At 44.3% G+C, this 22,181-nt stretch carries 17 protein-coding genes and 1 pseudogene; 8 read left to right on the top strand and 10 right to left on the bottom strand.

Annotation, left to right across the window (positions count from 1 at the left end):
* Positions 1 to 617 precede the first annotated feature (617 nt).
* The gene (locus AB4589_RS18700; RefSeq protein ID WP_372101467.1) at positions 618 to 2,699 is read right to left on the bottom strand and encodes a DEAD/DEAH box helicase; all 2,082 of its coding nucleotides are present in this window, start codon (positions 2,697 to 2,699) and stop codon (positions 618 to 620) included.
* 308 nt (positions 2,700 to 3,007) lie between these two features.
* On the opposite strand from AB4589_RS18700, the gene rnb reads away from it, so the two are divergent.
* Together rnb and AB4589_RS18690 are read left to right on the top strand one after the other, a co-directional pair.
* Entirely contained in the window at positions 3,008 to 5,014 is a 2,007-nt protein-coding gene (gene rnb, locus AB4589_RS18695) for an exoribonuclease II (protein WP_372101465.1), read from the top strand.
* A gap of 114 nt (positions 5,015 to 5,128) precedes the next feature.
* On the top strand, positions 5,129 to 5,935 hold the full coding sequence (locus AB4589_RS18690; protein ID WP_017099793.1) for an AraC family transcriptional regulator: 807 nt from the start codon (positions 5,129 to 5,131) through the stop codon (positions 5,933 to 5,935).
* Positions 5,936 to 6,136: 201 nt separating this feature from the next.
* Here AB4589_RS18690 and AB4589_RS18685 read toward each other — a convergent pair.
* Positions 6,137 to 6,500 (bottom strand): annotated as a pseudogene (locus AB4589_RS18685) (DUF3024 domain-containing protein).
* 253 nt (positions 6,501 to 6,753) lie between these two features.
* Here AB4589_RS18685 and AB4589_RS18680 point away from each other — a divergent pair.
* Entirely contained in the window at positions 6,754 to 7,569 is an 816-nt protein-coding gene (locus AB4589_RS18680; RefSeq protein ID WP_009844791.1) for a phosphate ABC transporter substrate-binding protein, read from the top strand.
* Positions 7,570 to 7,744: 175 nt separating this feature from the next.
* Here AB4589_RS18680 and AB4589_RS18675 read toward each other — a convergent pair whose 3' ends face one another.
* The 3 genes from AB4589_RS18675 to AB4589_RS18665 form a co-directional block, all read right to left on the bottom strand.
* Positions 7,745 to 8,431, bottom strand: coding sequence for a MaoC family dehydratase (locus AB4589_RS18675; RefSeq protein WP_372101464.1), 687 nt, complete (start codon positions 8,429 to 8,431; stop codon positions 7,745 to 7,747).
* Between the two features lie 333 nt (positions 8,432 to 8,764).
* Positions 8,765 to 11,917: an efflux RND transporter permease subunit gene (locus AB4589_RS18670; RefSeq protein WP_372101462.1), complete on the bottom strand. Its 3,153-nt coding sequence runs from the start codon at positions 11,915 to 11,917 to the stop codon at positions 8,765 to 8,767.
* Positions 11,918 to 11,928: 11 nt separating this feature from the next.
* Complete coding sequence (locus AB4589_RS18665; RefSeq protein WP_009844788.1) at positions 11,929 to 13,065, bottom strand: efflux RND transporter periplasmic adaptor subunit; 1,137 nt, start codon at positions 13,063 to 13,065, stop codon at positions 11,929 to 11,931.
* Between the two features lie 259 nt (positions 13,066 to 13,324).
* On the opposite strand from AB4589_RS18665, the gene AB4589_RS18660 reads away from it, so the two are divergent.
* Entirely contained in the window at positions 13,325 to 13,768 is a 444-nt protein-coding gene (locus tag AB4589_RS18660) for a dCMP deaminase family protein (protein ID WP_004731749.1), read from the top strand.
* Positions 13,769 to 13,883: 115 nt separating this feature from the next.
* Here AB4589_RS18660 and AB4589_RS18655 read toward each other — a convergent pair whose 3' ends face one another.
* The 3 genes from AB4589_RS18655 to pepT all read right to left on the bottom strand — a co-directional run bounded on the left by AB4589_RS18655 (position 13,884) and on the right by pepT (position 16,653).
* Entirely contained in the window at positions 13,884 to 14,726 is an 843-nt protein-coding gene (locus AB4589_RS18655; RefSeq protein ID WP_372101460.1) for a mechanosensitive ion channel family protein, read from the bottom strand.
* 150 nt (positions 14,727 to 14,876) lie between these two features.
* Positions 14,877 to 15,344 carry a DM13 domain-containing protein gene (locus AB4589_RS18650; RefSeq protein WP_372101458.1) on the bottom strand — a complete coding sequence of 156 codons (468 nt, stop codon included), beginning with the start codon at positions 15,342 to 15,344 and terminating at the stop codon, positions 14,877 to 14,879.
* Positions 15,345 to 15,420: 76 nt separating this feature from the next.
* Positions 15,421 to 16,653, bottom strand: coding sequence for a peptidase T (gene pepT, locus AB4589_RS18645; RefSeq protein ID WP_372101456.1), 1,233 nt, complete (start codon positions 16,651 to 16,653; stop codon positions 15,421 to 15,423).
* A gap of 349 nt (positions 16,654 to 17,002) precedes the next feature.
* Here pepT and AB4589_RS18640 point away from each other — a divergent pair, with 349 nt between their 5' ends.
* From AB4589_RS18640 to AB4589_RS18630, 3 genes are all read left to right on the top strand, one after another.
* Positions 17,003 to 17,149, top strand: a complete 147-nt coding sequence (locus AB4589_RS18640; protein ID WP_009844784.1) for a hypothetical protein — start codon at positions 17,003 to 17,005, stop codon at positions 17,147 to 17,149.
* A gap of 349 nt (positions 17,150 to 17,498) precedes the next feature.
* A complete protein-coding gene (locus tag AB4589_RS18635; protein WP_372101454.1) occupies positions 17,499 to 18,551 on the top strand; it encodes an aldo/keto reductase in 1,053 nt (350 codons plus the stop codon).
* Positions 18,552 to 18,742: 191 nt separating this feature from the next.
* A complete protein-coding gene (locus tag AB4589_RS18630; protein ID WP_009844781.1) occupies positions 18,743 to 19,477 on the top strand; it encodes an RNA methyltransferase in 735 nt (244 codons plus the stop codon).
* A gap of 97 nt (positions 19,478 to 19,574) precedes the next feature.
* On the opposite strand, the gene fdxA is transcribed toward AB4589_RS18630, so the two are convergent.
* On the bottom strand, positions 19,575 to 19,898 hold the full coding sequence (gene fdxA / locus AB4589_RS18625; RefSeq protein ID WP_009844780.1) for a ferredoxin FdxA: 324 nt from the start codon (positions 19,896 to 19,898) through the stop codon (positions 19,575 to 19,577).
* A 254-nt stretch (positions 19,899 to 20,152) separates the two neighbouring features.
* On the opposite strand from fdxA, the gene AB4589_RS18620 reads away from it, so the two are divergent.
* Entirely contained in the window at positions 20,153 to 21,784 is a 1,632-nt protein-coding gene (locus AB4589_RS18620) for an NAD(P)/FAD-dependent oxidoreductase (RefSeq protein ID WP_372101452.1), read from the top strand.
* Positions 21,785 to 22,016: 232 nt separating this feature from the next.
* Here AB4589_RS18620 and AB4589_RS18615 read toward each other — a convergent pair whose 3' ends face one another.
* Positions 22,017 to 22,172: an HP1 family phage holin gene (locus AB4589_RS18615; protein WP_371710805.1), complete on the bottom strand. Its 156-nt coding sequence runs from the start codon at positions 22,170 to 22,172 to the stop codon at positions 22,017 to 22,019.
* Positions 22,173 to 22,181 lie beyond the last annotated feature (9 nt).

The raw sequence follows: 22,181 nt of genomic DNA, 5'->3' as shown, positions 1-22,181 counted from the left end.
ATTTCTACTACGTTATCGGCTTCTCATGTAGACTAGCTACACATCAAAGCCTCCGCCTTGTATAAATACCCAGCAACTCGCTGCAAAAACCAGCTCGAAAGATCAACACGCCCTAATTTCTACTCGATTAAGTTAACTAGAGTGAATCGAACCAATGCACGTATTCCCCTAGCCCCCTTCCCTTTTCTCTGCTTATCATTGCCGATAACTTTTTGCTCGATTTCTCAATGCTCAATGTTTGCATCAAAAAGATCACAAGAGTTGGGAATAGTGAACGACAAAATCCGATCTTCTTTTAATTGCATTCGAGTACAACTCTACGAATAAATGAACTGTAACGTCGCTTAGATAGCCTTCACTCATTGTTTTAGTATCTTTGTAGCACGTTATTTCAATATAGACTTAGAACACGATACAGCTAAGTTTAGGCGCTAACATTAGATATAGGGACGACGTTTAGTTGAAGTAAGCTGCCGAATATATAGAACTAACCAAAGCTTAAGTTCAAATAGCAGGCACAAAAAAGCCGAGCACTAAGCTCGGCTTTTAAATTCGCTATTTAAGCTATTCACCTATAAGCACTTGGCTTGTAAGTTTCACTTAAAACTAAAGGTTGATTAACCTTCGTTGCGCTCTGGACGACGACCGCGGTTGCCGCCATTGCCTGCTGCGTTGCCATGGCCACGTTCGCCACGGTGGTTACCACGGTGATCGCCACCACGGTTACGGTCAAAGCGACGTTCGCCATCACGACCACCAGCAGAGTTACCATCACGTGCGCCGTCACGGTTGCCACGGTAGCCACCACGACCGCCATTGCCACCTTCACGGTTACCACCTTCGCGATTACCGCCTTCACGGTTACCACGGTAGCCGCCACCATCACGACCGCCACGACCGCCGCCACGGTTGCCATCACGACCACCGCCGCCACGACGAGGCTCACGGAAGTCGTTGAAATCAACAACTACAGCGCCAGCTTCTTTTTGACGAATGCGAAGTTTGCTTAGCTTACCAGCAGTTTCAGAGTTCATTGCTTTTGGCAGTTGAACGTAAGTAGAACCTTGGTCTAGTTTGATAGCACCGATAGAACCTTTAGTTAGGCCTAGTTCGTTTGCTAGTGCGCCAACGATGTCTTTAACCTGAACGCCTTGCTCACGGCCAACTTGTAGTTGGTACGTATCCCAATCTTGAGTATTGAAGTTACGACCACCACCGTCACGGCCATTGTCACGATCTTCACGACGCTCTTTGCGACGGTTCTTATCACGCTCAATAGCAGCGATCATTGGGTCTTCGCCAACGTAGAATAGAGGGCTCTTACCTTGCTGACGCTTAAGAAGCATTGCAGCTAGAGTAGCAGCATCAACTTCTAGAGACTCTTGTAGTGTAGAGATTAAGCCTGCGAAGTTTTCTAGAGCTTTGCTCTCTTTCTCAGTTTCAAGCTCAGCACCAAGCTTAGCAACACGTGCAGCAGCAACTTCGTCACGTTGTGGAAGTTGGATTTCTTCCATTTGAGACTTAGTTACGCGCTCGATAGTGCGAAGCATACGAATTTGGTTAGTACGAACTAGTAGGATCGCTTTACCTTTACGTCCAGCACGACCAGTACGGCCAATACGGTGGATGTAAGATTCAACATCAAATGGGATGTCGTAGTTGAATACGTGAGTGATACGTGGAACATCAAGACCACGTGCTACAACGTCAGTTGCAACTAGGATATCGATAACACCTTGTTTGATGTGATCAACAGTGCGCTCACGTAGAGACTGAGGAATATCACCGTGCAGTGCAGCAGCTTTGAAGCCACGTACAGATAGCCAATCAGCTAGACGCTCAGTGTCTTGACGAGTACGTACGAATACGATTGACGCGTCAGTTTCTTCAGTTTCAAGAAGACGAGACATTGCTTCGTCTTTTTCTACGCCTTTAACAACCCAGTAGTTCTGCGCTACTTTGTCAACTGTGTGGTTAGTACCAGCAACATCGACTTTAGCCGGGTTACGTAGGTAACGGTCAACAATAGTCTTAACCATTGGAGGCATAGTCGCAGAGAAAAGTACACGTTGTGCAGATTCTGGAGCTTGCTCTAGGATCCAAGTAACGTCATCTACGAAGCCCATTTTTAGCATTTCATCTGCTTCATCAAGAACAAATGTATGTGCTTCATCTAGGTGTAGACGGTCACGAGTTAGTAAGTCTTTAACACGACCTGGAGTACCAACAACAATGTGAGCACCGCGGCTTAGAGCGCGCATTTGGTCAACAATTGAAGCACCACCGTAGATTTCAAGAACTTTAAGACCTTTGATATCACGGCCTAGGTTTTTAATTTCCGCAGCAACTTGAATCGCTAGCTCACGAGTAGGAGCCATGATGATTGCTTGTGGTTTATGTTGGTTCAGGTTGATTTTGTTAAGTAAAGGCAGAGAGAATGCTGCTGTTTTACCAGTACCAGTCTGTGCTTTACCTAGTGCGTCACGGCCTTCAAGAAGAAGAGGAATAGCTGCTGCTTGGATTGGAGTCGGAGAAACGAAACCCATGCTATCAAGAGCTGAAAGAATGTTTTCGTTTAGGGCTAATTCATTAAATTGAATTACAGATTCGGACATTGGGATCCCACTATATATAAGTAAACAAAAGGTCCCGGGAGCTCTATCAATTCCAATACTGATCCAATCAGATACTGATTCCATTCAGAGTTACGAAGCAGTAATAAAACACTTCAAGCCATTAGGGACGTCTAAGGGAGGCGGATTATTCCTTAAATGCATAAAAAAAGCCAGAAAAAATTGAAATACATCACATATTTTTCGGTTTTACATCAACACTGGCTATCATATCGTCAAAACTTGATGAATATCTCGTCACAGCACCAAACTTCTAGCAAATTGACCTAGTTAAATAAGAGGGCAATTAATTTACGCTCACTTCGCCTTTAAGTAGTAATCAAGCCTCGCAATGATTATAGTGTGCTCAATTGTCCTCGATAGATAAAAGTCAAATGTTTCAAGATAATCCTCTACTCGCTCAACTCAAACAGCAAATCCAAGAAACTCTCCCTAAAAAGGAAGGTACGATCAAAGCCACTGAAAAAGGGTTTGGTTTTCTCGAAGTCGATAGCAAAACTAGCTTCTTCATCCCACCGCCGTACATGAAAAAATGTGTGCACGGTGACAAGGTGATTGCCATCATTCGCACTGAGAAAGAGCGCGAAGTTGCAGAGCCAGAGGAGTTGATTGAACAGGGTCTAACTCGTTTTATTGCACGAGTTAAGCTTTTCAAAGGTCGATTGAACGTTGTTCCAGATCACCCGCAACTGAAAAAACTGCAGCTTAAAGCGAAAGCAAAGAAGGGTTTGAACCCTGAAACGCTTAAAGAAGGCGACTGGGTTGTTGCTCATATCGTTCAACACCCGTTAAAAGGTGACAACGGCTTCTTAGCTCAGATCTCTGAGAAAATCACAGACGCTGACGACAAAATCGCGCCTTGGTGGGTAACGCTAGCGCAAAATGACCTACCAAACAGCGAACCTGAAGGCATCGACGACTGGCAGATCAAAGACGACGCTGATCTTGAACGTGTAGACATGACTCACGTCCCTTTTGTGACTATCGATGGCGAAAGCACAAAAGATATGGACGATGCGCTTTACGCTAAGAAGAAAGAGAACGGTGATTTCGAACTGACTATCGCAATTGCTGATCCTACCGCTTACATCTCTCCAGATGATGCAATGGATAAAGTGGCTCGCGAGCGTGGTTTCACTATTTACCTGCCTGGTCGTAACATCCCAATGTTGCCTCGCGATCTAGCTGACAACTTATGTTCACTAATAGAGAACGAAGTTCGCTCGGCACTTTGCTGCACAGTAACGGTATCTAAAGATGGTGTTATCGGTGATGACATTAACTTCTTCGCTGCAAACATCAAATCTCACGCTCGTCTTGCTTACGACCACGTATCAGACTGGCTAGAAACAGGTGCATCCGAGAAATGGCAACCGTCAGAAGAGATTGCTGCAATTGTTTCTGACCTTCACCAATTTGCTCAAGCACGTTCAGCGTGGCGTTCTGCAAATGCGGTTGTGTTCCCAGATCGCCCTGACTACCGCTTTGAGCTTAGCGAAGATAACGATGTTGTTGCTATCCACGCGGACATGCGTCGTAGCGCAAACAAGTTGGTTGAAGAGTCTATGATCAGCGCGAACATCTGTGCCGGTCGAGTATTAAAAGAAAGCTTTAATCAAGGTGTCTTTAACTGTCACTCTGGTTTTAAAGCGGAGAAAGTAGCAGACGTTCTGGAGCTGGTTAACCCAGAAGCTGAAACACCGTTTACAGAAGAGCAGATCGTTTCTCTAGAAGGTTTTGCCACTCTGCGCCGTTGGTTAGGCTCTTTAGACAACAGCTACTACGATAACCGTATTCGTAAATTCCAAGCATACAGCGAGATCAGCAATGAACCTGCGCCGCACTACGCAATGGGATTAGACATTTACGCAACTTGGACTTCTCCAATTCGTAAATACGGTGACATGATTAACCACCGCATGCTTAAAGCACACATCCTAGGTAAAGCGCCAATTCAAACACCAGACGAAACCATTGGTGATGAACTTGCCCTGCACCGCCGTCACCACGGTATGGCTGAACGTAACGTTGGCGATTGGTTGTATGCTCGTACTCTAGCGAACGCTCCAGTTGAAGAAACTCGTTTCCAAGCAGAGATCTTCGACATTAACCGCGCTGGTATGCGTGTACGTCTACTTGACAATGGTGCAGCGGCGTTTATCCCAGGCTCTCTCATTCTTGATAATAAAGAGAGAATTGAGTGCAATGGTGATATGGGTACTGTATCTATTGATAAAGAAATGGTACACAAACTGGGAGACGTTTTAGAAGTAGTTCTCTCCGAAGTTAATCAGGAAAACCGTAACTTAGTAGCAAAGCCGACTCAAGTTTTTGCGGACTTGCCTAGCGAGCCTGAAACGACAAATGAAACCGAAGCCTAATTTCTAATAGGTTTACTTCTAAAGGCGCTAATTATTAGCGCCTTTTTTGTAAATGTCTCATGCTTAAACAATACTAAAAAAAGCAATTAATCTACAACGCCAAAGAAGCTCACTATGCCATCAATCACGGTCACTCAATTCAGAAACTTTATTCCCAGGAAACGCGAACGCTACCCCGCCTCTAAAAACGGTATCTTTATGGTATCGAAAGGAAGCATATCTTTTATGCTGCCTAATGGCACCCAAGCCTCGTTAAAAGCGGGAGATTTCACGCTTTACAATTCTGGTCAGATTAAAGACATCACGGTCGACACTGAAAATGGTGAGTTTAGTGCGATTTGCTTAGATTTTGATTTGGCAATTTTCCAAAAGTTCATAAATCAGTTCAGTGATTTAGAATCCACTCAAACTCCAGATAAGTACATTAAGTTCAATCAAACGGATACCGAAATATGCCAATTGAAAGAGCTCATCATGTCTCTGGCCAATTCATCGACTCAGAATGATTACGCACTCACCCAACTAGGCTTAGGTTTACTGTCTTTAATGGTCGAGCAGTATCCGGAACTATTAGCGATTATTAGCCGAATTTCTAGATTGACGGTGACACAAAAGGTCATCCATTACATTGAACAGAATATAGAAAATAATATCTCACTCGATACCCTAGCCAGCTATATGGGGATGTCACCAGCCACACTTAAACGCCGTTTATCGGCGGAAGACCTTTCGTTTTCAAACCTCTTAAAGATAAAGCGAATCGCCCACGCAGCCACACAACTAAGAACATCGAACAAATCGATTACTCAAATTGCTTATGAATCCGGGTTTAAAAGTGCGGCGCATTTTAGTACCGCCTTTAAAACCTATCACGGTAAAACACCAAAAGATTTCCGGTCTTTGGTTTCACAATCTTATTAATACCAATCGTAGTAAATCACTGATAACTTACTCACTGTGATTGGTATAACTACGCAATCTTATTGGCATAATTTGAAGTGACATCCATCGTTTTTAGTAACATAGATCATTTTAGTGACGCAGATAGGTTGCAATGTGGTGAGTTTAAAAAAGTTGTTCGTTTTAGGTATCAAGCCCCTCGCAAACATCTCAACAGAATAATCACGACCAGAAGTACGATTTAGGGTCTTTTTCTATTTCAGACAAAATAGCATCAAGATCCTTCGATTGAGGTAAGTAAGGATAAGGCCCCCAATTTACTGAATCGGTTTCTACATCACCTTCTAGCGGCACCATTACCAACCAACATGACAGTGACTCATCAAAACTAACGCAGACGATCTCATTTGTGTAATCGCTATGAGATGAGTCGAGCAGATAATGAGCCTGAGAAAACAGCACACCACCCTCACACTCTTCATAAAGGGATTTGCCTAGCTCGACAGGTAAACTGCGATTTCGAGATGTACAGAGCTTTCTCAGCTCCAATTAAAAGACGATTCAGTTCGATATGAATGACGGACATAACACCCCTTGTAACTTCATAGAAACTTCTAAGTAGTGAATTCCTCTACTTAGCTTAGGACTCAACCAACATTTTAGCGAACAAGCGCAAACAAAATACCCGACCTGCTCCCAGAAACGAACCCTGCTTTTGTAAACCCAACTCGCTTTCACTCATCAAGCTAATAGCGACACATTGAGCGGATAGAATTTCACAAAATTGTCATATAACCGACCTATCATAGCCGGCAAATGTTATTAACTAGGAGTTGTTTATGTTACGAGTCGCGCTTGCCTCTCTTTTATCCTTAGCCCTGTCTTCTCATGCTGCTTTTGCACAAGAAACCAATATTTCGGGCTCCACTTCGGTATCGCGTGTGATGGATGTATTGGCTGAGGAGTACAACAAGACTCACCCTGATAACTATATTGCTGTTCAGGGCATCGGTTCTACAGCGGGTATTACCATGGTCAATAAAGGTGTCGCTGATATTGGTATGAGCTCGCGTTACTTAACTGACCGCGAACAGGGTGAAAAATTGAAGGTATTTCCAATTGCCTTTGACGGCCTAGCCGTCGTAACTAACCGTTCAAACGGTGTAAGCAACGTTACACGTGAACAGCTATTCGATATCTACAAAGGAAAAATCACAAACTGGAAAGCCATAGGTGGTGCGGATCAACCTATCGCAGTTGTAACTCGTGAAGCTTCTTCTGGTTCACGTTACAGCTTCGAGAGCTTACTTGGTTTGACAAAAATCATTAACGACCGTCTAGTGTCTGACATCAACCCAAATAACTTAGTTGTAAACAGCAACAGCATGGTAAAAACGATTGTTAACCATAACCCACATGCGATTGGATTCATCTCTGTTGGCTCTATCGACCGTTCGATCAAAGCAATCACATTTGAAGGCGTTGAGCCGACATCTAAGAACATCGCCAACCACAGTTATGAATTGGCTCGCCCATTCTTATTGCTGCACAAAACTGAATCAGTTTCTGACGAGAGCAAAGATTTCATTAAGTTCGTGAAGTCAAAACAAGGGCAAGATCTTATCGAAGAGTACGGCTACACGCGCATCAAGTAACTACAAACGCATTAAATAACTACACGCGTATCAAGTAAGATAACGACTTTTGTGATGTTGTTAGGATGCTGATGATATCGCCTTGATAGACAAAAACAAAAAGAGAGAGCCTTAAGCTCTCTCTTTTTTTGAATCTATAATCTTCGCTAAAAGCAATTCTACTTATAAAAAAGCTCTAGAAGTGAAGTTGAATCACCGAAACAATCACAGCACCAGGACGACGGATGCCTTCGATCTCTATGCGGATTTCGCGTTCAATCTCTAGGCCTTTCTTAATTGGCGTTACTTTTGTTAGCGTACTTTTAGCGCGAACGTTACTGCCCGATTTTACAGGGTATGGGAAACGTACTTGGTTAAGACCAATGTTTACAACCATCTTCGCCGTTGGGAATTGAGATTTGTCAGGATCAACACTGTCTGTCAGTCGAGGAAGCAGAGACAAAGTCAGAAAACCATGTGCAATGGTTGTTTTGAACGGAGAATCTGTTTCAGCCTTAGAAGGCTCTGTATGAATCCACTGCATATCTTCAGTAACGAGGCCAAACTGGTTGATTCTGTCTTGGCTTACATTGATCCAATCACCAGTATGGATCACTTCACCGATCTGCTGTTCAAGCTCATCAAATACAAGTTGTGCTTCTGGCTTAAGTACGATCTGTGGTTCAACAGGCATCTCTGGCGCATCTTCATTGACAGCAGGTTTGTGGTGATCACGAACCCACGCAAAGAAATGACTATTTTGCGTGCGATTCAGAAAGTCTCCCCAGTAATCTCTAAGAGCTGGAGACATCCATTGCATAAACTCTGAGTGTTGCGAAGACACGCTGTCGCCTCGGTGTTTAAATAAATCAATGACTTTCATAAGAACCTCAATGCACAAAATATTTCAATATAACTTGGTAATTTTGAAACACTTCACACTATTGTGCAAATACTTTCGAGCATACAAGTGTTAGCCGAACACTTATATATCCAACAAAAACAACAACCTAAGAATAAAACACCATTTTATTGGAGAGCTTTAATTGGAGTATTAACTCTACCTTATAATAAACATTTCATTATATAAACAGATTCTTTATTCACAAGTGGAATAAAAAAAGGCTTAGCACTATGCTAAGCCTTCGTTTTTACAAGAAATTAATTACCAAGGAGAAACCTTGTAAAGGGCTCATCCTACAAGACACTAACTTCCCTATTCATCGTCCAGTGGAATCAACTTGGTATTGCCACCGTGTGCCTTCTCACGCTTACGTTGCACGAATGCATAGAAGCCAGGGATTAGGAACGTACCCGCTAACAACACACATAGCAGGCCACCAATCAGAGAAATACCCAATGAGTTTTGACTCACGTGACCAGCACCCGCAGCGAAGATAAGCGGGAATATACCTAAAATGAATGACCAAGACGTCATGTTCACAGCACGAAAACGCAGCGTACCGCCCTTCACCGCCGCATCTTCAATCGGTACGTCTTTCTCTTCACGCTCAACCTTTGCGAATTCCACAATCAAGATTGCGTTCTTCGCGGCCAAAGCTATCAAGAGAACCAAACCAATTTGTGCATAGAGATTCAGCGGTGTGCCTGTCAGGTTCAGCGCCAAGAAAGAACCTAAGGTTGCAACCGGTACCACTAAGATAATCGCTATAGGGATTGTCCAACTCTCGGACTGCGCCACCATGAACAGATAGATGAAGATCAGAGCCAGTGCAAACGCAAAGATCGCTTGGTTGCCTGCCAATACTTCTTGATAAGCCATGCCTGTCCATTCGTACTGATAACCCTGCGGCAGTACATCAGCCGCAACACGTTCCATTGCAGCAATCGCATCACCGCTTGAGTAACCCGGTGCTGGTTGGCCTTGAATAACGGCACTGCGGTACATGTTGTAACGCCATGCTACGTCTGGTTCAAAGATCTGATCGTAAGTCACTAATGTGCTTAACGGGATCATCTCGCCATTAGACGAACGTACGTGGAATCGTTGTAGGTCATCCATGCTGCTACGGTGTTCACTGTCTGCTTGCATGGTGACACGGAAATTCTTACCAAACATGGTGAAGTCATTCACGTACATTGACCCAAGATTGCCTTGTAGCGTTTGGAATATTTCCGATAGGGGAATACCTAGCTGTTGCGCTTTCTCACGATCAATATCGACATAGTAGTGAGGTACATTAGCGCGGAAGGTACTGAAGGTATGTGAAATCTCAGGTTGTTTGTTTGCCTCAGCAATCACGTCATTCATGACCATCGCTAGATCAGTGCGGCTACGACCTAATGTATCTTCGAGAACAAACTCAAAACCAGACGCAGCACCCATGCCCGGAACCGCAGGAGGTCCCATTGCAAATACAATCGCTTGAGGCAGTTCTGTTGCTGCTCGGCCATTAATACGTTGTGAGATAGCTTGCGCTGAATGTTGACCGTCTAGTGCGTTACGCATTTCCCAATCGTGGAGCTTGATGAACATCGACGCACCATTCGAAGCTGAAGCGCCCGTCATGAATGCATAGCCGTTAACCAGTGTCACACCATCAACGCCCGGCTCTTGCTCAACCATCTCTAGTAACTGCTCTGTCACATCTTCTGTACGAGACAGCGATGCAGCGTCAGGAAGCTGCACGTTAACCAGCAAGATGCCTTTATCTTCTTGAGGTACGAAAGCCGTAGACGTGGTTTTCGCGAAGTAAGTTACCGCCGCTAGCGCCACAACAAAGAAGGTAAATAGCAGAACACCCTTTTTCACAAGGAAGCCTGCAATTTGACCGTATTTGTTGGTTACTGATTCAAGACCACGGTTAAACGCTTGGTACCAACGTGCTGTGTTACCACCGCCCTGCTTAAGAACCAATGAACACAATGCTGGCGACAGCGTTAGAGCGTTAATAGAAGAGATCACAACCGCGATACAGATAGTCAGAGCGAACTGACGATACATGATGCCGGTAATACCTGGCAGCATCGCTACTGGGATGAATACCGCTAACAGAACCAAGGTTGAGGTAACAATTGGCCCCGTGACTTCTTTCATTGCGATAAGCGTTGCTTTTCGCGGTGAAATGGTAGGATCTTTGGCCATCGTCGTATCTACGTTCTCGATAACCAAGATCGCATCATCTACTACGATACCAATCGCCAAAATCAAACCAAACAGGGTTACTGTGTTGATGGTAAAGCCGGTCATCTGCATGACCGCAAAAGTACCAATCAAAGATACCGGAATCGCAACCACAGGAATCAAGGTTGCACGGGCACTGCCCAAGAACAAGTACGTTACTGCGATAACCAGCAAAATTGCTTCGATGAGTGTTTTAACTACACCTTTAATCGACTCAGCAACGAAGAGTGTGGTGTCGTAACTCGCCTCGTAAGCAACGCCTTCAGGGAAATTTTTGCTTAGGTTGTCGAGCATCGCCATGACTGCTTTACCACTTTCCAGCGCATTAGCGTCTGACTGAAGTGACAGCGTTACGATTGAAGCGTCTTGACCACGGTATTTACCGTTACCATCGTAGAACTTTTTACCTAGCTCAACACGTGCGACGTCTTTTAAATAAACCGTTGAACCGTCTTGATTTGCACGAAGCACAACATTTTCAAACTCATCAGCCGTTTCTAATCGGCCTTTTGTTACCAAGTTGAATTGCACTTCTTGCGCGTTGTTATAAGGTGCAGCTCCAATACGGCCAGCTGCGACTTGAACGTTCTGCTCCGCCAAAGCGCGATTCACATCAGAGGTAGTTATATTGAGGTTAGCCATTTTTTCAGGATCTAACCAAACACGCATCGCGTATTCACCACCACCCAACACGTTAACTTCACTAATGCCCTTTACACGAGCCAATTGGTCTTTAATGTTCAAGTTCACGTAGTTGATAAGGAATTGGTCATTGTACTCTCCGTTCGGCGAGTAGAAGTTCAATACCATCAATAGGTCAGGTGAACGCTTCTTGACCGTTACACCCACCATTCTTACTTCTTGTGGAAGTTTCGATTCGATCTGAGCAACCCGGTTCTGAACGTTGACCTGAGCCATATCAGCATCAGTACCGACATCAAAGGTCACGTTAAGGTTGTATGAACCATCATTAGCACTTTTAGAAGACATGTAGATCATATCTTCTACGCCATTCACCGATGTCTCTATGGGGTCGGCTATCGCCTGTTCCACCACTTCAGCACTAGCACCCGTGTAGAATGCCGACACACTGACCGATGGTGGGCTAATTTTTGGATATTCGGCCACTGGTAAGATAGCGAGAGAGATCGCACCCGCCAGCGTTAATATTATGGATATGACAAGGGCAAACTTAGGCCTTTGAATAAAGAAACGACTTAACATAAATAGCCCCCTTACTCAGCTTGTTCAGCAGAAGCTTGAATACGAACAGACATACCATTACGTACACGTTGTAGGCCTTGAGTGATCACTGCGTCGTTCTTCTCTAGACCAGAATGAACGATCACACCACCTTCAACTTGTCGCCCCATCTCAATGTTTCTGCGCTCAGCAACGGGTGCGGCTTCACCTTCAACCAATACCATCACAAAGTCACCTTCTAGGTCGGTTTGAACTGCACGACGCGGAATAGTCACAACATCAATAGATTGCTTTTCACGTAGATCAACGCGAACGTGTTGGCCTGGAAGTAATTGCTGGTTCGGGTTATCAGCAATTGCGCGCATCGCGATCGTACCAGTATTGAGGTTGATACGGTTACCCAAGAAATCAAGCTGACCTAGATGTTCGAACGCTTCACCATTCTCAAGCATGATCTGAACTTCAACACCTGCAGAATCGCTGCTGCCGTCGCCTTCGATACGATCCATACCCAGCTCAATACGCTCACGCTCACTGATGCTGAACGATGCATGGATTGGATCTAGGCTAACCAAGGTGGTTAATACACCTGAAGACGGTGAAACCAAGTCACCCGTGCTCACTTTGGTGTCACTGATTCGTCCAGAGAAAGGCGCAATAATTTTGGTATGAGAAAGCTGGACATTGGCTGCATTGAGCTGCGCTTGACTTGCTTCAAGCTGTGCCTGAGAACCCAATAAGTTTGCTGTCAATGCATCAAATTCCGATTGAGAAATACTCCCCTTAGGGAGAAGGTTCTTACCTCGGTTAAAATCAAGCTCGGCTTTTTTAAGGTTCGCGTTCGCTTGAGCAACAGACGCTTTTGCGCTTGCTACTTCAGCTTCAAATGAAGAGGGTTCAATGGAGTACAGTAATTGGCCCTTTTCGACCATTTGACCTTCATTGAAATGACGGCTTTGTAGATAGCCAGAAACCTGCGCTGTGATAGCCGTGTCTTCAACGGCTTCAATACGACCGATGTACGACTTACTTTGCTGGTGAGAAACAACGCTAACATCCTGTACTGCTACGAGAGGTAGAGGCGCTTGCTTGGCATTTTGAGCATCTTGCCCACATCCAGCAAGAATAAGAGAGCTTGCAAGAGCCGTAAGGATCAACTTTTTACGCATGGTTATACCGTCACTTGTTAGTATTTGAACAGTATAAAATTTACGTAACACACCCGTTACTATTGTCCGAGGAATATCAATTATAACGAACCAAAGTGTATCAATATGTTAATTGAAACTAAGTGCTTATAAAGTAATTACAAACGCGTTACAATTACTAAGTAAATCAACCTCTCAGCTTTTGTTCTCTATGGATATTGTCTAACATCATGTATTGTCGGGCAGATAAGCATTCACATTTAATTGTTAAGGAATTCTCATGATTTCAAAATGGGCTAAACGTTTCTATCAAATGGCGGAATTGGTCGGTTCTTGGAGTAAAGATCCTTCAACTCAAGTCGGCGCCGTCATCACTAAGCACAACCGTATTGTTTCAGTTGGCTTTAATGGCTACCCACATGGCGTGTCTGATAGTGCGGATACTGACGATCGCGAGATGAAATACCTCAAGACACTTCACGCTGAAGAAAATGCAATCTTGTTTGCTAAACGTGATTTAGACAGTTGTGAAGTTTGGGTCACTCACTTCCCTTGTCCGAACTGTGCAGCAAAAATCATCCAAACTGGAATTTCAGCGGTACATTGCCCAGAGCAAAGTGAAGATTTCCTTTCTCGTTGGGGAGATAAGATCAAGATAAGCCAAGATATGTTTGAGCAAGCTGGTGTAGAAGTAGACTGGTTGCCACTCGCTGACCTGGATTAATCTCTAACGCTAGGTCTCAGGTCTAAGTCTAGATCTCAAATACAAAAAAGCCGAGAGTCGATATTATCGCTCTCGGCTTTCTTTTTATTCGGACTTGTTAGCTTCCAGCATCGTATTAGTCACTTGAGGGAAATGCCAACGCGTAAGCTTCCATGAAATCTTTACGGATATCCTGTTCAAGGTGAATCGCTTTCTCTGTCGGGCAGAAGATCATAAAGTGGACTTCTTGCTCACCCGTTGAGCTGCTCGTGATATGAATGTGCGGTTCAGAGCCAGGAAGGTCAACCCCAGCGTGCTTCTCAATCACACCATTGTAACGACGGGCAACATCGATAAACTCTTCACAATGCTCTTCAATTTTCACGATAATACCCGGCACCATAGGGTATAGGTTTACAAAGTCTTTCACCGTCACAAAAAAGTTATGATAAACATAGCGCTTCATGAAGTTGAGGTTCTTTACCGGATAAGTGAAGAACATGCTATTAGGCAGCGTGGCAGTCTTGCCAGTGAAGTGATATTGCCCATGATACAAATCGATTTCTTGAATCACAGTCGCCATCAAGTTGTGCTCAATCACCTCACCGCTGATTTTGCCCACTTCAATCCAATCACCAATTCGAAATGAGCGAGAACTCGCACGCTGAATAGAGCCAGTAAAACAGAGAATGATCTCTTTTGAGGCCACGACTATCGCAACCGCAATAGCGGTAACAGACAGCGCAAATTCGCTGATTTCGGATTTCCACAGCACGAATAACGTCACAACAATAATCGCGAATGTGCCGTTTTTGGTACGTGACATCCAGTTACGTTGGTCTTCACTAAGAAAAGCGACATCACCACGGATTCGAGACAAAGTGATTCGTCGGATTATTAATATAATGCAGATGATCAGCACACTAAAAATAAACTTATTAGCGAGTAAGAAATCTATTACTTGCCACATCTTTTCCATTATTTATTCCTTTGTATTACAACAATTAAGCTTTATAACGACGAGCATTAAAGCGATGAGCTTTACAGCGACTGACTCAATCCAATAAACGCATTATAAAAAAGCACTCAAAAATAGAGCGCTCCTTTTCATGATTAATAGGTAAGGCTATCATTTTATCTTGGCAGAAGTAATAAATTGGCCAAAAGTTTCACACCAAATCACAACCGTATTAAATCGATTAAGATCAGTACCTTCTGGGAGGTTAACCATAAATCGGTCGAATGTTTTCACATCTCCGACTCTCATTAACTCGTTCTTGCTGTCATTGAAAGCTTGCTCGGTTTCAATAAACTTGGGTGATAGGTAAACCTTATAATCAGGCCCCGGCGCCAATTCACCTTCAAAAGCTATCGCACTTTCAGAGACAGAGACGATGCCTTCTCCCCAATGCAAAAAGTCACTGTCTTGTCGGTCTTTGGTGAACTCACCTGTATAGATCGCCTGCTGACTGATCGCTTCAACAGAACTTGAGGAAGGAGAATCAGGCTCAATCAAGATAGGTAGTGCGTAGACACCAAGCCCAAAACCAAAAGCACCCACGGCTAAGTGGGTGCAAAGTAAAACTAACTTTTTCATCGCGTACTCCCTTATGCTTAAAGAGAGTATTAATGAATACTCTCAAAAATACAAAGAGATATCGCGTTTTAGACGGCTATTTTTGATAGTGAATAGCGGTACGTTGAGAGAGTTTCACGATCACTTCTACCGCTTGTTCCATGCCTTGAATGGTAATGAACTCATGAATACCGTGGAAGTTGTAGCCACCAGTAAAGATATTCGGGCACGGTAGCCCCATGAAAGATAAGCGAGCACCGTCTGTACCACCTCGGATAGGCTTGATCATTGGCTCAACATCGCACTCAATCATCGCTTGCTTCGCTAATTCAATAATATGTTGATGCGGTTCAACCATCTCTTTCATATTGAAGTAGCTATCGGTGAGCACCAACTCAACACGACCTTTCTCTAGGCGCTCATTCAGCTCATCCACTTTCTGTTGCATGAATGCCTTACGCGCTTCTACACCCTCACGTTCAAAATCACGGATGATGTATCCCAGTTCAGAGCGAGCCACACCCATTTCAGCCGACTTCAGGTGGTAAAAACCTTCATAACCTTCTGTGCGCTCTGGTGTTTCTTGCGCAGGCATCATCAGTTGGAATTGCGCTGCAATGTTCATTGAGTTCACCATTTTACCTTTGGCGGTACCTGGATGAACGTTCACGCCATGACAGATAACATCAGCGCTCGTGGCATTAAAGTTCTCAAATTCCAACTCCCCTACTGGCCCACCATCGATGGTGTACGCCCACTCGGCGCCAAATTTTTCAACGTCAAACAGGTTCGCACCGCGGCCAATCTCTTCATCCGGTGTGAAACCAATGCAGATGTCGCCGTGTTTGATGTCTGGATTCGCTTTCAGGTAAGCAATCGCACTGATGATTTCAGCGATGCCCGCTTTGTTATCGGCACCAAGCAGAGTTGTGCCGTCAGTCGTAATAAGGTCGTGACCATGTAAAGAATCAAGGTCTGGGTATTGGCTTGGGTTCAAACTCTCGCCACTTTCACCTAATTCAATCGTTCCACCTTGGTAATCTTTAATCACTTGTGGTTTCACATTTGCTCCTGAAGCATCAGGAGCGGTATCCATATGCGCCACAAAGCCAATCGCAGGCACTGGATAATCGACATTCGACGGCAGTTTCGCCATCAAATAGCCATTTTCGTCTAAAGACACATCAACTAACTCTAATGCAACCAATTCTAACTTTAAGGCTTCAGCAAAAGTAATTTGACCCGGTGAACTTGGGCATTGCTGATTAGAAGGATCGGATTTAGTATCAAAAGTAACGTAATTCAGAAAACGTTCGACAAGCTTTTCCATAATTCATCTCACCATGGATTAAGTAATTGATTTACTGACCTAATTATTAAGATAGATAAGCGATGTATTTTTAGACAAATACGTACGCAGAGTCAGTCGCGAGGCTTTTCATCTTACGCCCCTGACCATGTATGTAATTGCTCTAAATCATTGTTGTGCGAAATTAGATGCGCTTCCTATACTTGAAAACAGAGGGTTTCGTCAGTTCAACATTGCATACGGATGATAAGCGATCGCTTTGTACGCATTCTACGCCCTCCGCTCTCAGCCTAAAAAAAGTACAAAGTGGATGATGATCACAATTTATCCTTGATGCAGAATCTGTCATACGTTACACGGAGACACAGTTATGACGATTAATAAATATTTCATTTTCTCTCCTCAAGCCTCTGAGGAAACACTTCAACCAGTATTAACTGAGAAAGAAGTTCAAAGGCAGGAAGCTCTAAGACAGGCGCAATCTCAAGGTGGTTTTGACACCAACGCGACCTCGTAACTTAATCAATACTCAGAACTTGTTTATAGAACCCCTAAAAAAAGAGCTCTACTTCTCGTTGATGTAGAGCTCTTTTGTCTCTGAACCTTTCTCCTATCCCAATGCAGCTTCATTCAGGCGCCTGATCTATTAACACCTTGTTATCTATCGCGTCTTTTGTATGTTGCTTCTCAATCATCAAGCAGACTCATTTGTTGCAATGAGAAATGACTCATTAAACTTGCCCAAGCCATACCCTGTGTTGCCATTTTGTGCTAATAATTTATATTCGTTTTCATTCCTCACTCGCCCTTTTTCAATATCCACACTGCGAGCACTAACGAGCCTCACTACAGGAACCCCGAATTTAATGGAATACTCAAAACTAGGAAGTAGTCAAATTCCCGTTTCCCGAATCTGCCTTGGCAGCATGACTTGGGGGCTGCAAAATACGCAACAACAAGCTGACCAACAAATCGAATACTCGCTAAGCCAAGGTATTAACTTTATCGATACCGCAGAGATGTACGCAGTACCACCGTCTCCAGACACCTACGGTAAAACGGAAGCAATCATAGGTAACTGGTTAGCTCGCAATCCGCAGCGCCGCCAAGAAGTCATCATCGCCAGCAAAATTGCAGGTCCGGGATTGCCTTGGGTTCGAGATGGCGGGCCAATCACGGGGGAAGCTGTAATTACAGCGGTTGACGCTTCACTAGCGCGTTTACAAACGGACTATATCGACCTTTACCAACTGCATTGGCCAAACCGAACGACGCCTCACTTTGGCAAGCATTTCCCGAATCATATTCGATTCAGTGATATCGACCGAAAGCAGCATGAAGCGGAGATGCTAGAGATCCTCCAAGCACTAGCGAGCTGCATTAAAGCCGGAAAAATCCGTCATGTTGGTTTGTCTGATGACACCACTTGGGGCATTAACACTTACCTTAAACTCAGTGAGAAGCATGATTTACCGCGAATGGTCTCTATTCAGAATGAATTTAGCCTGCTGCACGCGAAAGACTGGCCTTATTTGATTGAAAACTGTGTGCACGAAGACGTCGCCTACCTACCATGGTCACCGTTAGCAGCGGGCATGCTGAGTGGCAAATACATTGATGGTGCGAGACCAGAAGGAAGCCGTTGGACTTACATGCAGCGTAAAGGCATTTTCCGTGACACTGAGTCTGCCAATGAAGCCGTAAAAGGATATGTCGAAGTTGCGAACGCTCACGGATTTACACCGAGCCAACTAGCTTTAGCGTGGTGTAATCAAGTTGATGGTGTCACCTCCACTATTATTGGCGCAACCACAATGGAACAACTGAAAGAGAACGTAGCAGCGTTCAGCAAACCGTTGTCAGAAGAGATCCTTACCGATATCAACACAGTGTTTAAGCGCTACCCTGCCCCATATTAATCATACAGGTCAGCTAATCTTGGGTTCAGCTTAATGTTAGATGATTAAATCAGATAAGAGCGCGCTATTTAGTGCGCTTTTCTTTTTTAAGTGGGTTGCTTTTGCTTTTTAGTGGATCGCATTGAGTTATCACGCTTTTGGTTATCCAACCTTTGCTCTATAATGCGCGGGCTTATATCTAGGATAAAAACATGATTTCAAAAAACCAATTAAAACTCCTTCGTGCTTTGGGCCAAAAGAAACAACGTAAAGCCCACGGCCTGTTTCTAGTTCAAGGTGAAAAAAACGTACTTGAGCTGTTCAATAGTGACTTAGTCGTAAAGAACGTCTTTGCTACGGCTGATTTCTTATCTGAAAATCACGCGTCACTGTTTGAGTTTGATTGTGTTGAAGCCTCGCTTGATGACCTAACCAAAGCGAGTACTTTGGTGAGTAACAATGCGGCGATTGCTGTTGTTGAGATCCCAACGTTTGAATTACCAAAAGCTACTGGGTTAATGATTGCACTGGATGGTGTATCTGATCCGGGCAACCTAGGTACGATTATTCGCGTAGCAGACTGGTATGGCATTAAGCATATCGTTGCGAGCAGCGATTGTGCAGACCCATACAACCCGAAAACGATCAGCGCGACCATGGGCAGCTTTGGCCGAGTACACGTAAGCCAAACAGACTTACCTGAATACTTAGAGCAAGCGAACCTGCCTGTTTACGGAGCGTTCTTAGAAGGTGAAAGTGTTCATAAGACGGAATTTACTGCCAACGGTATTTTACTGATGGGCAGTGAGTCTCACGGTATTCGTGAACACGCCGCTAAATTCGTGACAGACAAGATTACGATTCCAGCATTCGGTGGCGCAGAGTCTCTGAATGTAGCAATGGCGACAGGTATTATTCTCGACAACATGCGTCGTCAGCATAGCTAAATTTCATAAGCTAACGAGCCAGTCGACACTGCTCAGATATTAAAAAAGGCGTATTGATTAAATCAGTACGCCTTTTTATTTGAGTTCTTTTCAACAATTACTTTTCTAGCATTGCCAACTTATCAGCGACACCATTCCACTTTTCAGCTTCATCCATCGGTGCTTTAACTTCAGTTTGTACCGGCCAGATTTCGGCAAGCTCGGCATTCACTTCAATAAAGATCTTTTGATCTTCTGGCAGATCATCTTCTTGGAAGATCGCTTGAGCATCGCATTCAGGTACACATAAACCACAATCAATGCATTCGATTGGGTTGATTACCATGAAATTCGGGCCTTCATGGAACGCATCTGCGGGGCATACCGCCACACAGTCTGTGTATTTACATTGAATACAGTTATCGCCTACGACAAATGCCATGATGCTCTGCTCTATAAGTTAGTCAAAATTGAAGAATGGAGGATAATACTCATCCCAAGGCAAAATTCAACATCATACGGCTCTAATATCGTGTCTATTTGCTCCATGTTTCCAAATTAGTATGACAGATAAATCAATTTCTCGTAAAATGCGCGCCATTGTGAGCTTATCGCTTCTTTCAACATCAGCGTTTTCATCAAACTCTGCGTTTAGAAGCGGTCTAGCTAAGACACCTATAAAGACGAGACATCGAAATGATACGTTTAACCGAAATTAAACTCCCTCTAGACCACGAAGAATCAGCCATTCAAGACGCTATTGAAGCGAAGCTTGGCATTAATTCTGATCAGGTACTTTCTTTTAATATCTTTAAACGTGGCTACGATGCTCGTAAGAAATCAAAAATCTTACTTATCTACACGCTTGATGTTCTCGTTGAAAACGAAGCTGAGTTGTTAGAGCAATTCATTAGCGACCCGCATGTAAAAGTGACTCCTGACATGGAGTACAAGTTTGTTGCTAAAGCGGTTGAGAACCAAACTGAGCGCCCTGTGGTTATCGGTTTTGGCCCATGTGGTCTATTCGCTGGCCTAGTGCTTGCTCAAATGGGCTTCAACCCAATCATCGTTGAGCGTGGTAAAGAAGTTCGTGAACGTACGAAAGATACTTTTGGTTTCTGGCGTAAGCGCACACTGAACACTGAATCAAATGTGCAGTTTGGTGAAGGTGGAGCAGGTACCTTCTCTGACGGTAAGCTATACAGCCAAGTTAAAGATCCAAAGCACTACGGCCGTAAGGTAATCGAAGAGTTCGTTGCTGCGGGTGCACCAGAAGAAATTCTATACGTAAGTAAGCCACACATCGGTACCTTTAAACTGGTTACCATGATCGAAAAGATGCGCGCTTCTATCATTGAACTCGGCGGTGAAATACGTTTCAGCACTCGTGTTGACGACGTTCATATGGAAGATGGTCAAATCACAGGTCTAACGCTTTCTAACGGTGAAGAGATCAAATCTCGTCACGTGGTATTGGCTGTTGGCCACAGTGCTCGTGACACGTTTGAAATGCTGTACGAGCGTGGCGTTTACATGGAAGCGAAGCCTTTCTCTGTTGGTTTCCGTATCGAACACAAGCAATCGATGATTGATGAAGCTCGTTTCGGTAAGAACGCAGGCAACCCAATCCTAGGTGCTGCGGACTACAAACTCGTTCACCACTGTAAGAATGGCCGCACTGTATACAGCTTCTGTATGTGCCCAGGTGGTACTGTGGTTGCTGCAACGTCTGAAGAAGGCCGCGTAGTAACGAACGGCATGAGCCAATACTCTCGCGCAGAACGTAACGCAAATAGTGCAATCGTTGTAGGTATCGACCCAGAACGTGATTACCCAGGTGATGCATTGGCTGGTATTCGTTTACAGCGTGAACTAGAAAGCGGCGCTTATGTTCTTGGTGGTGAAAACTACGATGCACCCGCTCAGAAAATCGGTGACTTCTTGAAAGGTCGCGATCCAAGTGCAATCGGTGAAGTACAACCGTCATTCACGCCGGGTATCCACCTGACTGATATTTCAAAAGCGCTGCCTGATTTTGCTATCGAAGCGATTCGTGAAGCAATCCCGGCGTTCGAGAAGAAGATCAAAGGTTTCTCTACACCAGACGGCCTACTAACCGGTGTTGAAACTCGTACGTCTTCTCCTGTATGCATCAAACGTGGCAAAGACTTCCAAAGTATCAACCTTAAGGGCTTCTTCCCGGCAGGTGAAGGTGCAGGCTACGCAGGCGGTATCCTGTCTGCTGGTATCGATGGTATTAAAGCGGCGGAAGCGCTGGCACTGTCTATGGTAGAACAGAACCAAGCTGAGAAGATTGAGATCGCTTAGACTCTTTCGATAAACCAAAGCTAAATATCGGTCAGCCAAAACTAAAAATCCAGTGCCTTGTAGACACTGGATTTTTTATTGCATACGGATTATCTAGATTTACTCGGTATCGACGGGCTGTACTTACAAGTGTTTTTTGACCAGTTCACACCATCATTTGAACACTCAAACAGACTTGTCCCATTCTGGTAATAATAACCTCTAGTCCAGTTACCTTGAGAATCTTTAGACGTTATCGTCTGAGTATAATGCCGCGGTTGGTGAAGTAAGTGACAAATACCATCACCACACCAATCACCGCTGCCCAGTCTTGGATACTGAATGCCCCGGTAAGAGCTAGTAAGCCACTAGTGAGATATGAAGAGAATGAACTGAGTTTATCTTGCATATAGCGCCC

This window comes from Vibrio sp. 10N.222.49.A3 (assembly GCF_041475145.1).
Classification (GTDB): domain Bacteria; phylum Pseudomonadota; class Gammaproteobacteria; order Enterobacterales; family Vibrionaceae; genus Vibrio; species Vibrio tasmaniensis_A.
The sequence above is the reverse complement of the archived record's forward strand: the minus strand, read 5'-3'. Positions and strand labels throughout refer to the sequence as shown.

Coding starts and splice junctions, on each gene's coding strand:
- AB4589_RS18650 (WP_372101458.1), bottom strand. CDS start 15,344: ATGAAAAAGTTAGTTTTACTTTGCACCCACTTAGCCGTGGGTGCTTTT.
- AB4589_RS18630 (WP_009844781.1), top strand. CDS start 18,743: ATGATTTCAAAAAACCAATTAAAACTCCTTCGTGCTTTGGGCCAAAAG.
- pepT (WP_372101456.1), bottom strand. CDS start 16,653: ATGGAAAAGCTTGTCGAACGTTTTCTGAATTACGTTACTTTTGATACT.
- AB4589_RS18670 (WP_372101462.1), bottom strand. CDS start 11,917: ATGTTAAGTCGTTTCTTTATTCAAAGGCCTAAGTTTGCCCTTGTCATA.
- fdxA (WP_009844780.1), bottom strand. CDS start 19,898: ATGGCATTTGTCGTAGGCGATAACTGTATTCAATGTAAATACACAGAC.
- AB4589_RS18700 (WP_372101467.1), bottom strand. CDS start 2,699: ATGGAATCAGTATCTGATTGGATCAGTATTGGAATTGATAGAGCTCCC.
- AB4589_RS18620 (WP_372101452.1), top strand. CDS start 20,153: ATGATACGTTTAACCGAAATTAAACTCCCTCTAGACCACGAAGAATCA.
- AB4589_RS18640 (WP_009844784.1), top strand. CDS start 17,003: ATGACGATTAATAAATATTTCATTTTCTCTCCTCAAGCCTCTGAGGAA.
- AB4589_RS18635 (WP_372101454.1), top strand. CDS start 17,499: ATGGAATACTCAAAACTAGGAAGTAGTCAAATTCCCGTTTCCCGAATC.
- AB4589_RS18665 (WP_009844788.1), bottom strand. CDS start 13,065: ATGCGTAAAAAGTTGATCCTTACGGCTCTTGCAAGCTCTCTTATTCTT.
- AB4589_RS18675 (WP_372101464.1), bottom strand. CDS start 8,431: ATGAAAGTCATTGATTTATTTAAACACCGAGGCGACAGCGTGTCTTCG.
- AB4589_RS18660 (WP_004731749.1), top strand. CDS start 13,325: ATGATTTCAAAATGGGCTAAACGTTTCTATCAAATGGCGGAATTGGTC.
- AB4589_RS18655 (WP_372101460.1), bottom strand. CDS start 14,726: ATGGAAAAGATGTGGCAAGTAATAGATTTCTTACTCGCTAATAAGTTT.
- AB4589_RS18690 (WP_017099793.1), top strand. CDS start 5,129: ATGCCATCAATCACGGTCACTCAATTCAGAAACTTTATTCCCAGGAAA.
- AB4589_RS18680 (WP_009844791.1), top strand. CDS start 6,754: ATGTTACGAGTCGCGCTTGCCTCTCTTTTATCCTTAGCCCTGTCTTCT.
- AB4589_RS18615 (WP_371710805.1), bottom strand. CDS start 22,172: ATGCAAGATAAACTCAGTTCATTCTCTTCATATCTCACTAGTGGCTTA.
- rnb (WP_372101465.1), top strand. CDS start 3,008: ATGTTTCAAGATAATCCTCTACTCGCTCAACTCAAACAGCAAATCCAA.